This window comes from Streptosporangium sp. NPDC002544 (genome assembly GCF_040295965.1).
GTDB lineage: Bacteria > Actinomycetota > Actinomycetes > Streptosporangiales > Streptosporangiaceae > Streptosporangium.
The window spans coordinates 1-21,039 of record NZ_JBEOWJ010000029.1 but is presented as its reverse complement, the minus strand read 5'-3'; the positions used below and the strand labels follow the sequence as shown (position 1 = coordinate 21,039).

Sequence of the window (21,039 nt, the reverse complement as noted above, 5' to 3'; positions counted from 1 at the left end):
CTTCGTCTCTCGCCGCCGGTAAGCGGATGTCGCCCTCTCCGGCCGTCCGGTCAGGTGTGCCGGGGTGCCGCGACGGCGGGTGTCACGACCAGCGGGCAGACGGCGTGCTGCAGCAGCGAGTGACTGACCGAGCCCAGCAGCAGCCCCGCGAGGTCCCCGCGGCCACGTGATCCCACGACCAGCAGATCGGCCTGTGCCGAGGCGTTCTTCAGCACATCCACCGGATGCCCCTGCTCCACCTGCTCGGTGACCGTGACATCCGGATAGCGCTCGCCCCAGCCGGCCAGCGCCTCGGCCAGCAGCCGCCGCTCCCCCTCGGCCGTCTCCTCGGCGGACGCCAGGGCGAACGGCCCCCCACCGGCGACGGGCTTCCAGGCGTGCACCGCCCGCAGACCGGCACCGCGCAGGGACGCCTCGGCGAAGGCGAACTCGATGGCCGACACGCCTGCCACGGAGCCGTCGACTCCGACGACCACCTCACCGCCCGACCGCGCGGGCGTCCTCCGTATGACGGCGACCGGGCAAGGGGCATGCCCGGCCACGCCCAGCGCGACCGACCCCAGCAGCATGCCGGAGAAACCATCCCGGCCGTGACTGCCGACCACCAGGAGGTCGGCGTCCCGCGCGGCCTTGATCAGGACGTCCCTGGGATCGCCGGGCAGCAGCGACGACTCCACCTTGACCCGGCTGTCCTCCTCGCGGGCCCGGTTCAGCGCGTCCGTCAGCATGGACGTGGCCCCGTCGCGCATCCACCGGCCCACGTCGGCGTACGGAGCGTCCTCGGTCATCTCCAACGGCCAGGCCACCATGACGTGCACGACGCGCAACTCGGCGTCGCGTAGCCCGGCCTCCCGCACGGCCCAGCTCACGGCCTCAAGCGCGGCCTGTGAACCGTCGACTCCCACCAGGATCATATTGTTCCCCCTTCTAACCTCCGGCCGCCCCCACGGCAGAAGCCGGTGCAGCTCTCCTACCCCCGTGGTCTCCGGTCACCCAGGTGAGGCGCGCGGCCCCCGACCGGTGGACCTGGTTGATCTGACGACCGCGACGGGGCAGCGAGCATGGTGGAGAACCTCACGGCTGACCGATCCCAGAAGGACCGAGCCGACGGCGCCGAGGCCGCGAGAACCCACCACGAGCAGGTCCGCCCGCGCCGAGGCGGCCAGCAGTGCCGGCACCGGGCGCGCACGCGTCACCTCCGAGACGACCTCGACCGCGGGAAACCGCTCCCGCCAGCCGGCCAACCGCTCCTCGGCCACCCGGCGCTGTGCGCACCGGATCTCTTCGCTGTCTCCGCCCGCCTCCGGCGAGAACGCTTGAAGCGGCGTCTGCCAGGCGTAGACCGCGCGCAACCCGCATCCGCGTAAAGCGGCCTGCTCGAAGGCGAACCCGAGAGCGGGTTCGCACTCGGCGGAACCGTCGACACCCACGACCACCTCGCCGTGCGCCTCGGCACAGCCCTGCCTGACGACCACCACCGCGCCGCTTACGTGGCCCGCCATCCGGACGGGAACCGAGCCGAGCGGCGATCCGGCGAAACCGCCCAGACCGCGGTCGCCGACCACCAGTTCGACCGCCGTTTCTGCCTGCCCGCACAGAACGTCGGACGGCGTTCCCTCGATCAGCTCGGTGGTCACCCGGGCATCCGGCCTCCGCTCCATCGCCGCCTTGGCCGCTTCGGTGAGTACCTGCTCGCCGAAGCACGCCAGCCGGCCGGGCCGGCCCGGTTCGGGAAACCCAACAAGATCGTGCGGCCAGCGGTCCATGACGTGAACGATCCGCAGGGACACCCCCCGGCGGACGGCGTCGTCGACCGCCCACGCCAGGGCCGCGGTGGCGGCGGCCGAGCCATCCGTTCCGACAGCGATCGATTCGGTCATCACTTCCTCCGCTGCCATCGGATCGCGGCACCGGCGGTTCCCCCAGGGGCGATCGTCCCCGAGCAGGGGGACCTTCGTCCCCTCCCGCGCACAATGCCCGATCTTCCGACGAAGGTCCCTGCGCCATAGGGCCGATCAGCCCTAAAACCGCCGCGCACAGTGCCATACCGTGCAGACGGAAGGGGGTACCCATGACTCTCCCGGCAGTCAGGGCAGGCCACTTCGCCTCCGCTCCCATCACCGGCGTCGGCCTCGTCACCGATCTGGCACAACCACAACTTCACGGGAGAAGACGTGAACCCCTGGCTCCTCACCTATGACGGCTTCGACCCCGCCCAGGAGGGGCTGCGAGAGGCGCTGACGACGCTCGGCAACGGCTACTTCGCCACCCGGGGCGCCGCGCCGGAGTCACACGCCGACGGGGTGCACTATCCCGGCACCTACGTCGCCGGCTGCTACGACCGGCTCGTCTCCCAGGTCGCGGGACACCCGGTGGAGAACGAGGATCTCGTCAATGTGCCGAACTGGCTGTCCCTGACCTTTCGCGCCGAAGACGGCGACTGGTTCGCTCCCGGCAACGCCGAGATCCTGGCCCACCGCCACACGCTCGACATGCGCCAGGGAACTCTCACCCGATTCCTGCGGATACGCGACTCCCAAGGCCGGATCACCCGAGTGGAACAGCGCCGCCTGGTCTCGATGGACGACCCACACCTGGCCGCCCTCACGATGACGATCGTTCCGGAGAACTGGAACGGATCACTGGAGATCCGCTCGGCACTGGACGGGCGCGTCACCAACGCCGGAGTCGCCCGCTACCGCGAGCTGGACGGCCGGCATCTCGTTCCGATCTGCGGGCACGCCGCCCACGGCGTGATCGAACTACTGACCCGCACCGCCACCTCCCGCGTGGAGATCGCACTCGCCGCCCGCACCACACTGGCCGACGGGCGCTGCCGCGCCGACGTCGAGGAGGGCTGGGTCGGCGACGACCGCACCGTCGAGGTGAAAGCCGGCGACGAGGTCACCGTGGAGAAGATCGTGGCCCTCTACACCTCCCGCGACAGGGCGATCGCCGAGAGCGAGGCCGCCGCGAGAAGCGCCGTCGTACGCGCGGGCTGCTTCTCCACCCTCCTCAAACGGCACACCCGGGCCTGGGACCGGTTGTGGCAGCGGGCGCACGTCACCGCCCAGGACACCGAGGTGCAGCAGATCCTCAACCTGTACGTCTTCCACCTGCTGCAGACGGCCTCCCCGCACATCGCGGAACTCGACACCGGCCTACCCGCCCGGGGCCTGCACGGCGAGGCCTACCGGGGCCACGTGTTCTGGGACGACCTGTTCGTCATCCCCTTCCTCGCCCCACGCCTGCCCGAAATCACCCGGGCACTGCTCAGGTACCGGTGGCGCCGCCTGCCCGAGGCACGCTGGGCCGCCCATGCCGCCGGATACGCCGGAGCGATGTTCCCCTGGCAGAGCGGAAGCGACGGCCGGGAGGAGACACCACGCCTGCACTTCAATCCCCGCTCCGGCCGCTGGCTCCCCGACCGCTCACACCTGCAGCGCCACGTCGGCCTGGCCGTCGCCTTCAACGTGTGGCAGCACTACCAGGCGACGAAGGACACCGCCTTCCTGGCCGGTTTCGGCGGCGAGTTGCTGCTGGAGGTGGCCCGCTTCTTCGCCTCACTCGCGACCTGCGAGAAGGAACGCTACGCGATCCGCGGCGTGATGGGCCCGGACGAGTATCACGACGGCTACCCCGACCGCGCCGAACCCGGACTGGACAACAACGCCTACACCAACGTCATGACCGCCTGGCTGATGCGCCGGGTCCTGGACATGATCGGCCTGGTCGGCTCCGAGGGGGTCGGCCAACAGGAGATCGAGCTGTTCACCGCCCTGACCCGGCGAATGCGGGTGGACTTCCACGAAGGGGTGATCAGCCAGTTCGAGGGGTACGCGGGCCTGGAGGAGCTGGACTGGGCCGCCTACCGGAAGAAGTACGGAGACATCCGGCGGCTGGACCGCATCCTCGAAGCCGAAGGCGACACGCCGAACCGGTACAAGGCCTCCAAACAGGCCGACGTGCTCATGCTCTTCCACCTGCTCGGCGAGGAAGGGCTCGACGAGATCCTGACCGGCCTTGGCTACGAATGGGACGCCACAATGGCCAGGAACACCGTGGACTACTACCTGGCCCGCACCTGCCACGGCTCGACGCTGAGCGCCGTCGTCCACGCCGGAGTACTGGCCCGCCTGTGCCCCGGCGCCTCACACCCCTTCCTGACGGAGGCGCTGAACAATGACGTGCGAGACCTCCAGGCGGGAACCACCTCCGAAGGAATCCACCTGGGAGCGATGGCCGGGGTGGCCTGCCTGTTCGAGGCAAAAACCTGATCACCGGCCCTCGCCGCCGGCTCGGCGCCGAAGACGTCAGGACCGCTCACCACACGACGGCAGGGACCCTCGTCCTTACCACCGGCACTCCGGGAAGGATAACCTCAGGACATGATTCGCGTGTTCCTGGTCGACGATCACGAAGTGGTACGGCGCGGCGTGGCCGCACTGCTGGAATCCGAAGGCGACATCGAGGTGATCGGCGAAGCGGGAACCGCCGAGTCGGCGGTGGCCCGCATTCCAGCACTACAACCGGACGTCGCGGTTCTGGACGTGCGCCTGCCCGACGGCAACGGGGTGGACGTGTGCCGTGAGGTCCGCTCCAAAATGCCGGGACTGGCCTGCCTGATGCTGACCTCCTTCGCCGACGACGAAGCCCTGTTCAACGCCGTGATGGCGGGCGCCTCCGGTTACGTGCTCAAACAGATCCACGGCTCAGACCTGGTCGGCGCGGTACGCACGGTGGCGGGCGGCGAATCGATGCTGGATCCGCAGACGACCTCCGCCATGCTGGCGCGACTACGCGACCAGGCCGTCAAGAAAGACCCCCTGGCCGCCCTGTCGGACCAGGAACGCCACATCCTGGAACTGATCGGCGAAGGCCTGACCAACCGGCAGATCGGCGAGCGAATGTACCTCGCCGAGAAAACGGTCAAGAACTACGTCTCCAACCTGCTGTCCAAACTGAACATGCAACGCCGCACCCAGGCCGCCGCCCTGGTGACACGACTGAGGACCAACCACCCCGAATGAGCGGACCTTCGGCTAGGTGAGGGACGCGCTCCAGATCAGGCGGGTCCCCGCCTCCGGAGAGGACTCAACCGAGAAGGACCCGCCAAGCCGTTCGGCCCGCTCCTTGAGATTACGCAACCCACTGCGCCTGCACCCCCCGGGCACCCCGGCCCCGTCGTCCACCACGGTGAGAACGAGCCGATCGCCTTCGATCTCAACGGTCACCTCGGCCCTGGAGGCCCTGGCATGCCGCACGATGTTGGACAGAGCCTCCCGCAGGGCGGCCAGCAGGTGCTCCGCGACCCGCTCCGGCACGCCACCATCCAGCGGCCCCTCCATCATCAGGCCCGGCATGAAACCCAGATGGGCCCGCGCGCCCTCGACCAGTTCCACGATCTGCGTGCGCAGACCGCGACCGCCTTCCTGAAGAGGAGCCTGCAGGGCGAAGATCGTCGAGCGGATCTGCCGGATGGTCCTGTCCAACTCGTCGATCGCGTTACGCAACCGCTCAGAGGCCTCAGACCGTTCCACGAACCGCGCGGTGCCCATCAGCGTCATGGCGACGGCGAACAACCGCTGAATCACCACATCATGCAGATCCTTGGCGATCCGGTCACGATCCTCCAGCAGGCTCAGCCGCTCGGCGTCCACCCGCCTCTCCGCCAACTCCAGGGCGACCGCGGCCTGCCCGGCGAAGGAGTGCAGGGTGCGCAACTCCGCCTGGCTGAACGGGACACACCCCGGATGCTTACCCAGCAGCAGCACACCCCGCACCCCTCCCGCCGCGCCGATCGGCACCGCGGCCACCGTACCCGGCGGGACACGGCCGGTGATCACGGTCAGAATCTCCGCCTCGGCCGAATCGGTGACCATAAGCGGCTCACCGCTGGTGAAGGCCAGACCGGCAAGAGAGTCGGCGACAGACGTCTCCGCATGAACCGCCTGCTCACCACCCGGCCCGTCGGCGACAACCGCTCGCAGGACCTGCCCGCCCTCCTCGGGCAACAGGACCGCGACGAGATCGGCACCGGCCATCTGCCGCGCTCGCCGCGCGATCAACGTGAGCACCTCTCCCGGCTCCGCCCCCGACAGCAGGCTGGTGGTGACCTCCGCCGAGGCCTGCAGCCACATCTCCCGCCGCCGGCTCTCCTCATACAGCCGGGCGTTCTCGATCGCGACACCGGCGGCGGTGGCCAGCGCGGTCACGATCGCCTCGTCCTCGTCGTCGAACTCCCCTCCCCCACGCTTCTCCGTGAGGTAAAGATTTCCGAAAACCTCCTCACGCACCCGGATCGGCACCCCCAGAAACGACCCCATCGGCGGATGGCCGGGCGGAAAGCCGTACGACTCCGGATGATCACAGATGCGAGCCAGCCTCAGTGACTGCGGTTGTTTGATCAGCAGGCCGATCAGGCCAAGGCCGTGTGGCCAGTGCTCGATGCCCGCGATCTCCTCCTCGCTCAACCCCACCGGGACGAACTGAACGAGTGTGTTCTCCTCACCGATCAGCCCCAGAGCGCCGTAGGTGGCGTCGACAAGGGAGATCGCGGTCTCCACGATCCGGCGCAGCACGGTCTCCAGATCAAGCTCACCGCCCACCGAGACGACCGCGTCCAGCAGCGCGTGCACCCGGTCACGGGTGGCGAGCACCGCCTCCAGACGCACCCTCAGCTCCGACAGCAGCTCGTCCAGCCGCATGTGCGGTACCAACGCGCCGGGTTCGAACTCCCCCATACTGCGAAGTCTCGCACCCCGGCACGGGACGTGCGCTACCCCACCGGGATGCCCCCACTTCAAGATCGAAAAGCGCCGGACCAGCGGAGACACGGTTCCAAGGCGGGTACATAGCCTCCATACGGGCGCGGCCCGGCTTCCATCCCAAGGTGGTGCTCATGACAGAACCCGTCATCGTCGGCGTCGACGGCTCGGACTCCTCACTCCAAGCCGTGACCTGGGCCGCACGAGAGGCCACCCTGAGGAACGCGCCCCTGCACCTGGTGCACGTCACCCTCCGCTGGGCCTACGACGTCCCCCTCGTCCCGCAGCCCGCCCACTGGGGACCCGCGGCGGAGTCCGCCTCCCGGAGGCTGCTGCGCCATGCCTCCGAGCGGGCCCTCGCCGCCGCCCCCACCGTGACGGTCAGCACCGAGATCGCCGACGGCGCCACCGCAGAGGCGATCATCGCCGCGGCCGAAACCGCACAGATGATCGTTGTCGGCAGCCGGGGCCGCGGCGGATTCGCCGGGCTGCTGCTGGGCTCGGTCAGCCGCGCCCTCGCCGATCGATCCCCCTGCCCGGTGGTGGTCGTGGGCCAACCCCGCACCGAGCACGGCACCGAGATCGCCGTCGGCGTCACCGGACGCCCCGGCCAGGAACACATCCTGGAGTTCGCCTTCCACGAGGCCATGCTGCGCGGCCTCCCCCTGCGGATGGTGCACGCCTGGATCCATCCGGCCGTCAGGGCACCCGGCGACATGCAACCGCTCGTCTTCGACCTCGAAGGTGTCGGCCAGGAAGAGGCGCGCCTGCTGGCCGAGTCCATCGGTGGCTGGCGGGAGAGGTTCCCCGACGTGCCCATCGTCGAGCAGGTGGTACACGAACACCCGGCCAGAGCACTCATCGACGCCTCGGCCTCCGCCGAACTGGTCGTCGTGGGCGCCCCCGGCTCCGCGTGGCTCCTCGGATCGACGGTGCATGCCCTTCTCCCCCACGCCCACGCGCCCGTGGCCGTCATCCAGCACGCGCGCCGGGTCTGAGCTCTCGCTCCGCACTGTCGTGCCGGTCGATGGTTTGTCGGGTTTTTGGGTATTTAACCTCGACCAGCGCCTTTACATTGTAGATCGCTAAATATGGTCGCGCGGAACGGCCACCTGGAACGTCAGACCTGCCGCCCCGGCCAGGAGAGCAGGGCCGTCTCCCCTGGCCGGGGGGCGTTCAGCCGGCGCTCGCCGGCTGGTAGGTGAGGATGACGACTCCCGAATCGAACGTCGCGGTGTCCGTGAGCTCCAGGGTCGCCTCGGTGCCCTCACGGAACAGCCGCTCCCCCTGGCCGCGGACGACCGGGTAGAGCCAGATCCGGTACTCGTCGAGGAGGCCGTGCTCCATGAGCGTGTCGGTGAGCCGGCCACAGCCCCAGATCAGGATGTTCCCGTCGAGCTGCTCCCTCAGCTTGGCCACCTCGGTGACGAGGTCGTCTCCGTGGATGATCGTCGAGTTGTTCCACTCGGCCTTCTCCAGGGTCGAGGAGACCACGTACTTGGGAATGTCGTTCACCCGGTCGGCGTAGGGGTTGCCGCTCATCGACGGCCAGGCCTGCGCCATACCGTCGTAGGTGACCCGTCCCAGCAGGAGGGCGTCGGCGGCGAAGAGCAGGCCGAGGGCGTACTCGCCGCTCTCCGCGTTCGCGTACTGCATGGACCACAGATGGGGGTTGTCGATGAAACCGTCGAGCGTCGCGTAGGTCGAAGTGATGACCTTACCCATTGGTGTCTCCGTGATTCCGGCGTTCGGTGAACGCGCTGTTGGGTGAAACGCCCCGCGGTCTTCCGCGGCGCGAGGGATTTCCTACGGTCGTGTCCTGCGTGGTTCAGACGGTGTAGGGACGTCTGGCGCGGGCCTCGCGTAGTGCGTGGGCCCACCAGGTCAGCTGGTCCAGAGTGGTCTTGACCGCGGTGTCGCACGGCGCGCCGGCTCTGGGCCAGCTGCCGTCGGCGGCGAACTGCTCCCAGTAGCGGGGCAGCGCGACACCGTCGCGGATGGCCACCGCGTGCAGCTCGGTGAACACCTCACGCAGCTGCGCGGCGGCCAGCAGACCGCCGGAGTCGTTGCCGTAGGAGACGAACGCGACGGGCTTGGCCCGCCACTCCGGGTAGAACCAGTCGATGGCGCTCTTGAGCGGAGCGGGAAAGCTCCGGTTGTACTCGGGAGTCACCACCACGAACGCGTCGGCATCGGCCAGGCGCGGTGCCAGCGCCGCCACCGGGGCGGGCGGCGCCTCGTCCTCGGCCATGAGCGTGCCGGGCAGGGCGACCTCGGCCAGATCGATCAGATCGATCTCCAGATCGGCCCGCCTGCGCGCCCGCGCCACGAACCAGGCCGCCACCGTGGGACCGAACCGTCCGCGACGGGTGCTGCCGACGATGACCGCCACCCTCAACCGGTCGCTCTCATGCGTCTCCGCCATCTCCGGCCTCCTTCGCCTCCGTGTCCGGCTCGATGTGCTCCATCCTGTCTGGAGGGACTTACGGTCTTCTTCTCGCGGACTTACCGTCGGCTGTTGTGATCGACACGAACCCGGTAAGCCGTTCTCCTATGTCGGGTTATCGTGTCGATCATGCGCTTTGGGATACTGGGGCCACTGGCCGTGTGGACGACGGACGGACGGTCCGTCACGATCCCCGGGGTGAAGGTCCGCGCCCTGCTGGCCGACCTGCTCCTGCACGAGGGACGCCCGGTGCCCGCCGACCGGCTGATCGACGACCTGTGGGGCGAGGACCCGCCGGCCAATCCCGCAGGCACTCTGCAGGTCAGGGTCTCGCAGCTACGGCGCGCGCTGGAGGACGCCGAACCCGGTGGCCGGGAGCTGGTCGCACACCACCCGGCTGGATATCTGCTGAAGGCCGACACCGACGCCGACGGCTTCCGTTCGCTGGTCGCCGAGGCGGGAAGGACCAGCGACCCGCGGACCAGAGCGGCGCTGCTCACCGACGCGCTCGCCCTGTGGCGCGGCCCCGCCCTGGCCGACTTCGCCGACGAACCCTTCACCGGCCCCACCGTCGCGCGCCTGCACGAGGAGTTGCTCACCGCCCACGAAGACCACGCGGAGACCCGCCTCACCCTCGGTGAGCATGCCCGGCTCGCCGCCGAACTGGGCGATCTGCTCACCCGGCATCCCCTGCGAGAACGGCTGCGCGCCGCCCACATGCGCGCCCTCTACCGCTCCGGACGGCAGACAGAGGCACTCCGCAGCTACGAGGAACTCCGCGACCACCTCGCCGACGAGCTCGGCCTCACCCCCGGCGCCGACCTCGGCGCCCTGCATCGGGCCATCCTCACCCAGGACCCCGCCCTCGACCCGCCGGCACCACCCACCAGCGCCGCCGGACCCGCCACCAACCTGCCCACCCCTCTCACCCCCCTGATCGGCAGAGACCACGCGGCCACCGAGCTCCGCGCCCTGCTGGGCGCCAACCGCCTGGTCACCCTCACCGGTCCCGGCGGAGTGGGCAAGACCCGCCTCGCCGTCAAAGTCGCCGGACACCTGACCGGCCCCTCCCCCGAGTCGCCCGCCGTCCCCTTTCCCGACGGCGTGTGGCTGGTCGAACTCGCCTCGCTCGACCGGTCCGGGGCGTCGGACGCGGTGTCCCGGCTCGCTGAAACGATCATGACGGTGCTGGACATCCGAGCCCCCCTCGCCCCATCGGAGCCGATGTCACCTCGAGACCGGCTCACCGGCGCCCTGAGCTCCCGGCGGCTGCTCCTCGTGCTCGACAACTGCGAGCACCTCGTCGAACCGGCCGCCGAACTCGTCCGGCACCTGCTTGAGGCCATCCCCGCGCTGCGCATCCTCGCCACCAGCCAGGAACCGCTCGCACTGACCGGCGAGGTGATCTGGAACGTCCCGCCCCTGGACACGCCCCGCCTCACCGAGACCGACCTGCCGACACTGCGAAAAACCGGTTCCGTACAGCTGTTCGTCGCCCGGGCGTCCGCCGCCGGCAGAGATTTCACCCTGGACGCCGACACCGCCCCGGCGGTCGCGACGCTCTGCCGCCGCCTGGACGGCATCCCGCTGGCCCTGGAACTGGCCGCCACCAGGGTCCGCGCCCTGGGAGTCCACAACCTCGTCGACCGCCTCGACGACCGCTTCCGCCTCCTGGCAGGCGGGCACCGCGGCGCCCCACCCCGCCAGCAGACCCTGCACGCCATGATCGACTGGAGCTGGGAGCTCCTTACCCATCCGGAACGTCTCACCCTCCAGCGCCTGGCCGTTCACACCGGCGACTGCACCCTGCACGCCGCGGAGAACGTCTGCGCCGCCGAGGACCTCGCCTCCGCCGACGTCCCCGACCTCCTGGCACGCCTGGTGGACCGCTCCCTGGTCACCGTCGTCCACACCGCCGACGGCCCCCGCTACCGTCTCCTGGAATCGGTCGCCGCCTACTGCGCCGAACATCTCCGCCGGACAGGCGAGCTCGAACGCCTGCGACAACGCCACCGGCACCACTACACCGACCTCGCCGAACAGGCCGCGCCGCACCTGTACGGACACCGGCAGCAACGCTGGCTGCACCGCCTGGACACGGAGACCGCCAACATCCGCACCGCGCTCGACACCGCCCTCGGCGCGAAGGACGCGGCCGGCGCGCTACGCCTGGTCAACGCGATGGCCTGGTACTGGTTGCTGCGTGGACGGCTGACCGAAGCCCGGCGATCCCTGGCCTCCGCACTGGCCCTCGCCGACGAGGCGTCCGTCTCCCGGACCTCCGCGCTCCGCGCCGGTGCGCTGGCCTGGGAGACCGGGATCGGTTTCCTCCACGGTGACGTCGCGGATCGAGAGGATCGCCGCCGCGCGGCCCTGTCGATGTACGAGGACGCGGGCGATCCCGCCGGGCGTGCCAGGGCCGAGTGGTTTCTGGCCCACACCGGCATCGACCTGGGCGACCTGTCGGTCGCGGAGGACCTGCTGGACCAGGCGCTGCCGGCCTTCCAGGCGGCCGATGACCGGTGGGGGACGGCCGCGGCCCTCGCCACCCGGGCCAAGCTCGCGCACGTACGAGGTGACCTGGCCGCGCTCGGACGCGACGGCGAACGGAGCGCGGAGCTGTTCGGCGAGCTCGGCGACCGCTGGGGCAGGCTGGAGGCCACCGGCTGGCTCGGCGCTCTGGCCGAGATGACCGGTGATCTCCAGCGGGCCGACCGGCTGCACCGGGACGGCCTACGCATGGCGGAAGAACTCGGGCTCTGGCCCGAGGTCGCCGGGCGGCTGGCCTGGCTCGGCTGGACCGCCCTGCAACGCGGCGACTACGCCCAGGCCAGGGAGACCTGCGAGCGGGCACTACGGCTGGCGGCCGAGCAGGGCCACCGGACCGCGCAGATCTTCGCCACGATGGGGCTCGCCTTCGCGGCCCGCAGGGAGGATCTTCTCGATCTCGCCGAGACCCACCTGCGCGACCTGCTGAACGGTGCCCCCGAGCAGAGCGCGGAGGAGACTCCGCCCCCGTACCTCCCCATGATCATGAGCGAGCTGGGATTCGTCGCCGAGCAGCGTGGCGACGCCGCCGCGGCCCTCGCCTCGCATCTGAAGTCCATCGACCTCGCGGCCAGATTCGAAAGCTCCCGTGAGATGCCGGGCACCCTGGAGGGCCTGGCCGGGGCACTGACCCTCGCCGGAGACCACGACGGCGCCGCCCTGCTCCTGGGTGCGGGGTCCGCGGCCCGCGCGTCGAACTCCCCACCGCCTCCCACGGAACGCGGCGACATCGACCGGATCACCACGCGGGTGCGTGAAGCGCTGGGCGCGGACCGCTTCACCGCCGGGTTCGAACGCGGCGGCACTCTCACCTCTCAGGAGATACGGTCCCTGCTGGCCCCGCCACCGGCCACGCCCGAGACGGCCGCGGCACGACCGCACCCGGAGTGAGCCCCGGCCTCGGACCGGGACGGTTCTCCGGAACATGGTCCTCGCGAAACGGACGAGCAGCTCGAAATAGCCGCCCGGAACCGGCGTGGACAGGGGAGGTCGGGCGGGGACCCGGTATGACGGGGCGCCGGGAGCGGCCAAGGACGCTCCCGGCGGGTGTCCCGTCAGGTGCGAAGGCCGGCGGTGAGCTCGTCGGTGCGGGCCCGGCTGCCCCAGAACCACTCCATGCAGCCGCCGGGCGAGTCCGCGAGTGGTGTACGCCGGCTCGACTGAAATCCCCCTCCCGTGGGAGGGGGAGGATGTCACATGAAGTAACGCAGCCAGACGTACGCCCAGGCCATGAGCGTGCTCAGCACCGTCACCACGATTCCGTACTTGGTGAACTGCCAGAAACTGATCGGGTGGCCCGTCCGCGCCGCGATCCCGATCGCGACCACGTTCGCGCTGGCCGCCACCGCCGTACCGTTGCCGCCGAAGTCGGCGCCCAGCGCGAACGCCCACCACAGCGCCTGTCCGGTCGCCGCGTCGGGTGCCTGCGCCACGATCCCCTCGACGATCGGTGCCATCGTCGCGACATACGGGATGTTGTCGAAGAACGCGCCCAGCACGCTGGAACCGAACAGCAGCGACGTCGCCGCGAGGAAGTAGTCGTCGCCGACCGCCTCGATCGCCCACGTGCCCACCGTCGCGATCACGCCGGTCTCGACCAGACCCGCGACCATCACGAACAACCCGATGAAGAACACCAGCGTCGGCCACTCGACTTCCGACAGCACCTCGGAGACCGAGACCCGCGACAGCAGGAGCATCACTCCCGCTCCCACGAGCGCCACGATGGACGGCTCGATGTGCAGCACCGCGTGCAGCCCGAACCCCACCACCACCGCGGCGAGCACCGCCAGGCAGCGCACGAGCAGCTTGGGATCGGTGATCGCCCGCCGCTCCTGCAGTGCCATCACCGCGGCGACGTGCTCGGGGTTGTACTGGAAGGACCCTCTGAACAGCACCTTGGTCAGCAGCACGAAGGCGACGAAGATGACGACCACGACGGGCGCCATGTGCACCAGGAAGTCGTTGAACGTCAGTCCCGCCCTGCTGCCGATGATGATGTTGGGCGGATCTCCGATGAGGGTCGCCGCACCGCCGATGTTGGAGGCCAGCACCTCCGCGATCAGGTACGGCTGGGCCGGAATCCGCAGCCGGTCGCACACGACCACCGTGACCGGCGCCACCAGCATGATCGTGGTGACGTTGTCGAGGAAGGGCGAGGCGATGGCGGTGATCACCATCAGCATGACCATGAGCCGGTAGGGATCGCCTTTGGAACGTTTCGCCGCCCAGATGGCCAGGTAGTCGAAGATCCCTGTCTGCTTGATGATCCCTACGATGATCATCATCCCGAGTAGCAGGAAGATGACGTTCCAGTCGATGCCCTCGTGCTCGGAGAAGAACACCTCGGAGCCCGGTATCAGCCCCAGAACCGCCATCGCGCCCGCGGCGACAAGGACCACCTTGACCTTGTTCGCCTTTTCGGTGGCGATGAAGAAGAACGCGACGAGGAAGATCCCTAGGGCGAGCAGCGCGCTCAAGACTCACCGAGGCCGAAGACGGCCAGGCTGGTGAGGAGCCGCTCCAGGGTGATCGCCCCGGCCAGCGAGCCGTCACGTTCCACCACTGCCACGATCGGACTGCGTATCCTGGCCATCAGCGCGGCCACCTCAAGCAGGTTCGCGTCCACCGGGACGGTCACCGGCCTGGCGTGCTCGCGCGGCAGGCAGTCACCGACCGTGCGATTGCCCAGGTCCTGCCAGAACTGGTCCGCGTAGGCCTCGTCGATGGTCCTGGCCAGCGCGGGATCCTCCTGGTAGGAGCCGGGCACGGCCAGCCGCAGCACCTGGGTGCCCGGAAGTACCAGCTTGGGCCGCGAGCGGTCGTCCACGATGATGAGTCCGGGCAGGCGGCCGATCACCATGACCCGTACGGCCTTCGCGACGGAGTCACTCGTGGTGACCGTTGGAAGGCTCACCGCGATGTCGCGCGCTTGCATGGCACCTTCCTGTCGGGTGAGATGGCGCACCGCGGGCGGCGTGCTCACGGTGTCCCTCCTGCGATCTCGGCCATCCGCTGTTCGAGGATGGCCAGCCTGTCGTCCACCGACCGGCTGTGCAGGACCTGGGCGATCTGGTCGGCCTCGTCCTGCGCCAGGTGGATGGCCTGCGAGGGCTCATCGCCCCCGCCGTACACCAAGATCCGCCGGGATCCGTTCCTGTCCACCATGACCGCCAGGTTCTGGCCGTCTCGGGTGACGAAGTGGAACAGGACCCCTTCACCGGGCACAGTCGTACGTGTGATGTTCATATCGGTGGTCACTCCCTTCCACTCGAAGCCGCGGTCACGAGGCGAGTCGTTCCGCCCAGCGGATCAAGTCCTCCTGGAGTCGCACCTCGACACGGGTGAGTGCCACGAGCGTCACCTCGACGCCCCAGTGGCAGGCCCCGTCATAGGCGTCGCCGGCGAGATCGACACTCCGGGACAGCCGCGACAGGTCGCGCTCCCCGACGTACCGGCGGATCTCGGCTTCGGCTGCGGCCAGCATGGCGGCGCCCGGCGAACCCGGATAGGAGGCGCACGCCGCGGGATCGGTGACCAGAGCCCGGGCGACCGCGTTGACGGTTATCGTGACACCGTCACGGGTGGCGGCTTCCAACCAGAGGATGCCGACATCGTTGGTACTCATCGCCTCTCCTGCCTGTTGGTGTCCGCCGCCCCTCCATCCCATCGGTGTCGCGGCTCTGTCACCATCAGGGCCAGCACCCATCTGATCAGGGGTGGAACGTGCAGAAGCGGCACGAGAAGATGGGAGACGCCCCCCATGGACAAGCCGTTCGGCGGCCGGGAGGCTGATGAGATGAGCGAGCGCCCCGAAAAGGTGGCAGGAACGCGCAGCCCGGCGCGCATCCTGTTCAAACGCCTGTTCGTGATCAACGGGCTGGTCTTCACGGTCGGCACGCTGGTGCTCGCGCTCTCCCCCGCCACCGTGTCCTCGCCGGTGCTGCTGACCGAGATCCCGGTGCTGACGGTCGGCCTGGCGCTGATACTGGCCGCCAACGCGCTGCTTCTGCGCACCAGCCTGGCCCCGCTCGAGGCGCTCACGGCCCTGATGCAGCGGGTGAATCTGCTGCACCCGCTGGACCGGCTGCCCAGCGACGGCAACGGCGACCTGACCCACCTGATCGACACGTTCAACGCGATGCTGGACCGGCTGGAGGCCGAGCACAGCGCCAGCAGCGCCCACGCCCTGGCCGCTCAGGAGGGTGAGCGACGGCGCATCGCCCGCGAGCTGCACGACGAGATCGGCCAGAGCCTCACCGTGGTCCTGCTGAGCCTCAAACACGCCGCCGACCGTGCACCCGACGATCTACGGGAGGAGCTGCGCGGGGTGCAGGAGAGCGTCCGCGCCAGCCTGGACGAGGTGGGGCAGGTCGCCCGCCGCCTGCGCCCCGGCGTGCTGGAGGATCTCGGCCTGCAGAGCGCCCTCAACGCGCTGAGCAGCGACTTCTCCCAGAGCAGCGGCGTTCCGGTGACCCGCAGGGTCGATCCGGAACTGCCCTCGCTGAGCGAGGACGTCGAACTGGTCATTTACCGCATCGCCCAGGAGGGCCTGACCAACGCGGCCAGGCACGCCTGCGCCTCCCGAGTCGAGCTGTCCCTGACCGCGGGGCCCAGCGGCCTGGAATTGCGCATCACCGACAACGGCCGCGGTGGCGTGCGCCAGGACGGGGCGGGGATCCGCGGGATGCGCGAGCGCGCCATGCTCATCGGCGCCCGCCTGACCGTGACCTCTCCCCAGGGCGGCGGCACCGACGTCCGGCTCACCGTACCGGCCGAGAACAAACAAGGAAGCCGATGAACCCCACCAGGATCCTGCTGGCCGACGACCACGCCCTGGTCCGCCGCGGGCTGCGGCTGATTCTGGACGCCGAGCCCGACCTCACCGTGGTGGCCGAGGCGGCCAACGGCGCCGAGGCGGTGGAGGCGGCCGTACCTGAGGCGGTCGACCTGGCGATCCTCGACATCGCGATGCCGCGGATGACCGGCCTGCAGGCGGCCCGCGAGATCTCACGGCGCGCGCCCGGCATCCGGCTGCTGATCCTGTCGATGTACGACAACGAGCAGTACTTCTTCGAGGCGCTCAAGGCGGGGGCCTCGGGGTACGTGCTGAAGTCGGTGGCCGACCGCGACCTGCTGGAGGCGTGCAGGGCGGCGATGCGAGGCGAGCCGTTCCTGTATCCGGGCGCCGTCACCGCCCTGATCCGGCACTACCTGCAGCGCGACAGGCTGGGAGAGGCGATTCCGGAGAGCATCCTGACCCCGCGCGAGGAGGAGATCGTCAAGCTGATCGCCGAGGGCAACTCGGCCAAGCAGATCGCCGAGACCCTGTTCATCAGCGCGAAGACAGTCGATCGGCATCGGGCCAACATCCTGCAGAAACTCGGCATGCGCGACCGGCTCGACCTCACCAGGTACGCCATCCGCGCGGGCCTGATCGAGCCGTGAGGGCATCGGGGACCCGGCCGCCCCCGCCGCTCCTTCGTGACCTTCGGATCAGCCCGGCCCGCGTTCTTCCAGCACATCGGTGACCGGCCGCCGGATGCCCTCGCTCTCGTCGGAGGTGAAGCCCAGGCGCATGATCATCTGGGGGTGCTCGCCCGACAGCAGTTCCTGCCGCAGGAACTCCCGCAGGTGGAACATCTCCAGCGCCTGGGTGTGGAAGGCGGCGCTGACGTCGTAGGCGGAGGCGTGCAGCAGGACCCGCTGTAACGCCTGGCCCGCCACGATCCAGTCCTCGCGGGAGTCCCCCGGCGTGGTCAGCACCGCCACGGTTCCGGTTGAGGTGGAGCGGAACTGGTCGGCGTCGTCGCCCCAGGGGTGACCGTGGGTGTAGTCGCGCTGGGCGAAGTGCGGACGGGTCCGTCTGGGCTCGCGTGGGTAGCCCCGCGCCGGAACCCCGTCCGTGCGGGGGCTTCCCGGCGGCTGTGCCCAGCGGATCATCTCCAGGGTGAGCAGCCGGTTCTGGGACTGCACGTCCTCGGCGGCGCAGGTGAGCGCGGCGAGCACCCGGACGGCGGCCTCGGACTTGACCGGCGTCAACCGTGCCCCCTCGGCGCTCGCCTGGCAGCCGAACGCCTCGATGAGACGGTCCGCCACGGGCACCTCGGTGAATCCGGCGCGATGGGTGCGGCGGCGTTCGATCTCGGCGTACAGCAGCCGGGTGTGCTCGTCCGTGGCAACGGCCGCCCCCATCCGTACCGTCGCCAGCAGGGCGGGGCGGTCGGGGTCGGGCAGCACGCGCACCTGCGGTTCGCAGCCGAGCACGCGCAGCGCGAGCCGCACGTTCATCAGGGCGGCGCCGCAGCTGATCAGCATTTCCCGGCCCTCGGGATCGCCGAGCCGTAGTTTCCGCTCGCTGTCGGCCCGCAGGGCGATCTCCTCACCGTCGACGGTGAAGGACCACGGTTGAGTATTGTGCACCGATGGTGCCCACACGGCGGCCTGGACCGCCGTGTGGATCGCCGAGGTGATCTCCTCGGTGGTGCGAGCGATCATGACTCAACCTCCATCACGGGTAAAGGAATCGTCAGCCCCGTGGGACCTGGGCAGGACGGGGACCAGGCGGAACATCCCCGTCATCAGCTCCGGCGGCTCCTCCTCCTCGGTGATCAGGCCGGCCACGGCCCGCAGCACGTCGGTGACGGTCACCATGCCCACCAGCCTGTTGGACTCCCCCAGCACGGGGACCGCGTCGACACCGGCGCCGATCATGGCCGCCGCCGCGTCGACCAGGCGCGCGTCGAGGGTGGTGTGCGGGCAGCGGTGCTCGGCCAGCAACGAGTCGACCTGAGCGCGCGACTGTTCGACCGGGCCGCCTGACCAGCGGGCGGCGAGATCCTCCTGGGTGAGGACACCGCGCAGGCAGCCGTTCCGGTCGACGACCGGCAGGTGATGGACACCCGCGCGACGCATGATCTCCCAGGCCATGAGCGGGGACTCGTCGGGTTCGACGACGACCAGCGTCCGGCTCATCACCCGCGCCACCCTGAGGCTCTGCACGTCCATCACGACTCACCCCGGGCATGGCGTGTCGTCGAACCCGGCACGGCGTCGTCACCGGCCCACCAGGAAGGCGAGCCTTCCGTACCCGCCACCACCTGCGCTGTCATCTTCTCCCCCTCCGCCTCTCCCCTCCATCAGACCGGTTCCCCACGTTCTCCGCAGTGGCCGAAAGACCCGCTCACCGGGGACTTCCGGCCCCCATCTTCGTACCCTGCCCGTGGTGGAATACCGGCTGAGGGGAACATCCCCCGCGAGGGCGATTCGCCCCGAGGCGGCCCGCCGCCCCGCCGGGTACTGTTTTCCTCTCGGAAGGGGAGAGGGGCGGTGGCCGAAAAACCCGCAAAGCCCCTGCACGGTCAGATTGACGATGCCAGATCTTTGCTCGTTCTGTTCTAATGGGAGATTTTGATGACCGAACATATGGCAACCCCGGGCGACCTGGGCCGCCGGCTGGCCAGGCGACGCGAAGAGTTGCAGCTGAGCCGCGAGCAACTGGCCGACCGGGCCGGCATCGACCCCGGATATCTCGGCTATCTGGAGGAGACCGCCGCCTCCCCCACCCCCGACACGGTGCGCAAACTGGCCACCGCCCTGAACACCGACGTTGAGGAGCTCCTCGGCGCGACGATGAACCTGCCCTCCGGGCACGGCCGCCCCGCCCCCCACGCCCACCTGGAGAAGCTGCAGCCCGAGGAGTGCCTGCGGCTGATCTCCCCCGGCGGTGTCGGCAGGGTTGCCTTCGAGGAGCCCGCGGGACTGACGATCCTGCCGGTCAACTACGTACTGCACGACAACTCGGTGATCGTCCGCACCGCGGTCGGCGGCCCCCTCGACAGCAACCTGCGCACCGGCGTCCAGGGGGTCGAGTTCAAGATCTCATTCGAGATCGACCGGATCGACGACGCCGCCCGCGAAGGATGGAGCGTGCTCATCCGAGGTGGCGCCCACCACGTCTCCGCCGACGAGCAGGCCGAGGCCGCCGCCTCGGGAGTCGAGCCCTGGGCGGGCGGCGACCGCGAGCTCTATCTCAGGATCTTCCCCAGCGAGATCACCGGACGGCGCATCCGGCACACTTCGTGACAACCGGCAGGACATTCGCCCGCCGACGCGGCGGCGGGCGGTACCTCCGTTTCCCCGGCGCCGCCTGACTGCTGCAGAGGCCGGGAACCCAGCACACCTGGTGATCGTTTGCTCTTCGGTCACGTTCAACGGACGAGCAGGAGAGGAAGCCGTGATCTTCAAACGGATGCTGGGAGCCTTCGGTGTCGGGGCCCCGTCGGTGGACACCGTCCTGTCCACCCCCCGCGTGCAACCCGGCGGGCTGCTGCGCGGCGAGGTAAGGATCAAGGGCGGCGACTTCGACGCCGACATCGAGTACATCACGCTTGGCCTGGTCACCCGGGTGGAATCTGAGCACGGCGAGGGTGAGCAGATCGGCCTGATGGAACTTCACCGTACACAGGTCTCTGGACCGTTCCGGCTGCGCAGCGGGGAGGACAGGACCGTTCCCTTCCAGTTCCCCGTCCCCTGGGAGGCGCCGATCACCGAGATCGCCGGGCAGCACCTGCACGGCATGGGCATGGGGGTGCGCACCGAGCTGGCGATCGCCGCGGCGGTCGACAAGGGCGACATGGACCCGGTCGAGATCGAGCCGCTGGCCTCCCAGGAGGCGTTCCTGCGGGCGTTCTCCCAGCTCGGCTTCCACTTCAAGAGCGCCGACCTGGAGCATGGCCACATCTACGGGGTGAGCCAGCAGCTGCCGTTCTACCAGGAGATCGAGTTCTACCCGCCGCCCGCCTACTCCGGGCAGATCAACGAGGTCGAGCTGACCTTCATCGCCAACCCCGGTGGGCTGGACATCGTCCTGGAGGCCGACAAGCGTACCGGCGGCTACGGCTCCGGCGGTGACGCCTTCGGCCGCTGGCAGACCAGCCACCAGGAGGCGGCGCACCGCGACTGGGCCTCGGAGATCAACGGCTGGCTGGCCGCGCTGTCCCAGTACTCGCACGGCGGCGGCCACTACGGCGGCCACGACCCGTACGCCCACCAGGGCGGCCACGCCCCGTACGCCCACGGCGGTGGCCACGACCCGTACGCCCACCAGGGCGGCCACCACGGTGGTCACGGCGGCCCGGGAATGGGAGCGGTGGTGGCCGCCGGCGCGGCCGGCCTGGTCGGCCCTTACAAGCCCGACCCCGCCAAGGTTCACGCCGTTCTCGACACCCAGCTGAGCTCCCTCGACGAGCCGCCCTACGACGGCCCTACCGGGGTCAC

The 21,039-nt window shown here is 69.7% G+C and carries 19 protein-coding genes; 8 read left to right on the top strand and 11 right to left on the bottom strand.

The window, feature by feature from the left end; all coding sequences use genetic code 11:
* Window positions 1-50: 50 nt before the first annotated feature.
* Window positions 51-914, bottom strand: a complete 864-nt coding sequence (locus ABT061_RS34600; protein ID WP_350926002.1) for a universal stress protein — start codon at window positions 912-914, stop codon at window positions 51-53.
* Between the two features lie 75 nt (window positions 915-989).
* Window positions 990-1,880, bottom strand: coding sequence for a universal stress protein (locus ABT061_RS34595; protein WP_350926000.1), 891 nt, complete (start codon window positions 1,878-1,880; stop codon window positions 990-992).
* Between the two features lie 294 nt (window positions 1,881-2,174).
* Between ABT061_RS34595 and ABT061_RS34590 the strand changes: the two genes are divergently transcribed.
* Complete coding sequence (locus ABT061_RS34590; RefSeq protein WP_350925998.1) at window positions 2,175-4,277, top strand: glycoside hydrolase family 65 protein; 2,103 nt, start codon at window positions 2,175-2,177, stop codon at window positions 4,275-4,277.
* A gap of 111 nt (window positions 4,278-4,388) precedes the next feature.
* Window positions 4,389-5,030, top strand: a complete 642-nt coding sequence (locus tag ABT061_RS34585; RefSeq protein WP_350925996.1) for a response regulator — start codon at window positions 4,389-4,391, stop codon at window positions 5,028-5,030.
* 12 nt (window positions 5,031-5,042) lie between these two features.
* On the opposite strand, the gene ABT061_RS34580 is transcribed toward ABT061_RS34585, so the two are convergent.
* A complete protein-coding gene (locus tag ABT061_RS34580) occupies window positions 5,043-6,743 on the bottom strand; it encodes a sensor histidine kinase (RefSeq protein WP_350925994.1) in 1,701 nt (566 codons plus the stop codon).
* 158 nt (window positions 6,744-6,901) lie between these two features.
* Between ABT061_RS34580 and ABT061_RS34575 the strand changes: the two genes are divergently transcribed.
* On the top strand, window positions 6,902-7,765 hold the full coding sequence (locus tag ABT061_RS34575; protein WP_350925992.1) for a universal stress protein: 864 nt from the start codon (window positions 6,902-6,904) through the stop codon (window positions 7,763-7,765).
* Window positions 7,766-7,943: 178 nt separating this feature from the next.
* Here the strand turns inward: ABT061_RS34575 and ABT061_RS34570 are convergent, their stop codons facing one another.
* A complete protein-coding gene (locus ABT061_RS34570) occupies window positions 7,944-8,492 on the bottom strand; it encodes a dihydrofolate reductase family protein (protein ID WP_350925990.1) in 549 nt (182 codons plus the stop codon).
* A 103-nt stretch (window positions 8,493-8,595) separates the two neighbouring features.
* A complete protein-coding gene (locus ABT061_RS34565) occupies window positions 8,596-9,192 on the bottom strand; it encodes an NADPH-dependent FMN reductase (RefSeq protein ID WP_350925988.1) in 597 nt (198 codons plus the stop codon).
* A gap of 150 nt (window positions 9,193-9,342) precedes the next feature.
* Between ABT061_RS34565 and ABT061_RS34560 the strand changes: the two genes are divergently transcribed.
* Window positions 9,343-12,651, top strand: a complete 3,309-nt coding sequence (locus ABT061_RS34560) for an AfsR/SARP family transcriptional regulator (protein WP_350925986.1) — start codon at window positions 9,343-9,345, stop codon at window positions 12,649-12,651.
* A 302-nt stretch (window positions 12,652-12,953) separates the two neighbouring features.
* Here ABT061_RS34560 and ABT061_RS34555 read toward each other — a convergent pair whose 3' ends face one another.
* Genes ABT061_RS34555 through ABT061_RS34540 form a run of 4 tightly spaced genes read right to left on the bottom strand, consistent with a single transcriptional unit; the run spans window position 12,954 to window position 15,388 of the window.
* Window positions 12,954-14,240 carry an ArsB/NhaD family transporter gene (locus ABT061_RS34555; RefSeq protein WP_350925984.1) on the bottom strand — a complete coding sequence of 429 codons (1,287 nt, stop codon included), beginning with the start codon at window positions 14,238-14,240 and terminating at the stop codon, window positions 12,954-12,956.
* Window positions 14,237-14,698 carry a CBS domain-containing protein gene (locus ABT061_RS34550; protein ID WP_030914291.1) on the bottom strand — a complete coding sequence of 154 codons (462 nt, stop codon included), beginning with the start codon at window positions 14,696-14,698 and terminating at the stop codon, window positions 14,237-14,239. Before ABT061_RS34550 ends, ABT061_RS34555 begins: the two co-directional genes overlap by 4 nt.
* A 44-nt stretch (window positions 14,699-14,742) precedes the next feature.
* Window positions 14,743-15,009 carry a cation:proton antiporter regulatory subunit gene (locus ABT061_RS34545; RefSeq protein ID WP_350925982.1) on the bottom strand — a complete coding sequence of 89 codons (267 nt, stop codon included), beginning with the start codon at window positions 15,007-15,009 and terminating at the stop codon, window positions 14,743-14,745.
* Window positions 15,010-15,043: 34 nt separating this feature from the next.
* A complete protein-coding gene (locus tag ABT061_RS34540) occupies window positions 15,044-15,388 on the bottom strand; it encodes an SPFH domain-containing protein (protein WP_350925980.1) in 345 nt (114 codons plus the stop codon).
* A 135-nt stretch (window positions 15,389-15,523) separates the two neighbouring features.
* On the opposite strand from ABT061_RS34540, the gene ABT061_RS34535 reads away from it, so the two are divergent.
* Together ABT061_RS34535 and ABT061_RS34530 are read left to right on the top strand one after the other, a co-directional pair.
* A complete protein-coding gene (locus ABT061_RS34535; protein WP_350925978.1) occupies window positions 15,524-16,561 on the top strand; it encodes a HAMP domain-containing sensor histidine kinase in 1,038 nt (345 codons plus the stop codon).
* A complete protein-coding gene (locus tag ABT061_RS34530; protein ID WP_350925976.1) occupies window positions 16,558-17,208 on the top strand; it encodes a response regulator in 651 nt (216 codons plus the stop codon). The genes ABT061_RS34535 and ABT061_RS34530 overlap by 4 nt, the downstream gene beginning before the upstream one ends.
* 48 nt (window positions 17,209-17,256) lie before the next feature.
* On the opposite strand, the gene ABT061_RS34525 is transcribed toward ABT061_RS34530, so the two are convergent.
* Together ABT061_RS34525 and ABT061_RS34520 are read right to left on the bottom strand one after the other, a co-directional pair.
* Entirely contained in the window at window positions 17,257-18,258 is a 1,002-nt protein-coding gene (locus ABT061_RS34525) for an Acg family FMN-binding oxidoreductase (RefSeq protein ID WP_350925974.1), read from the bottom strand.
* A gap of 3 nt (window positions 18,259-18,261) precedes the next feature.
* Window positions 18,262-18,768 carry a CBS domain-containing protein gene (locus ABT061_RS34520; RefSeq protein ID WP_350925972.1) on the bottom strand — a complete coding sequence of 169 codons (507 nt, stop codon included), beginning with the start codon at window positions 18,766-18,768 and terminating at the stop codon, window positions 18,262-18,264.
* A gap of 405 nt (window positions 18,769-19,173) precedes the next feature.
* Between ABT061_RS34520 and ABT061_RS34515 the strand changes: the two genes are divergently transcribed.
* Together ABT061_RS34515 and ABT061_RS34510 are read left to right on the top strand one after the other, a co-directional pair.
* On the top strand, window positions 19,174-19,845 hold the full coding sequence (locus tag ABT061_RS34515) for a pyridoxamine 5'-phosphate oxidase family protein (RefSeq protein ID WP_350925970.1): 672 nt from the start codon (window positions 19,174-19,176) through the stop codon (window positions 19,843-19,845).
* A gap of 151 nt (window positions 19,846-19,996) precedes the next feature.
* Window positions 19,997-21,039: sporulation protein (locus tag ABT061_RS34510; RefSeq protein ID WP_350925968.1), on the top strand; the 1,043-nt coding region annotated here is incomplete at its 3' end.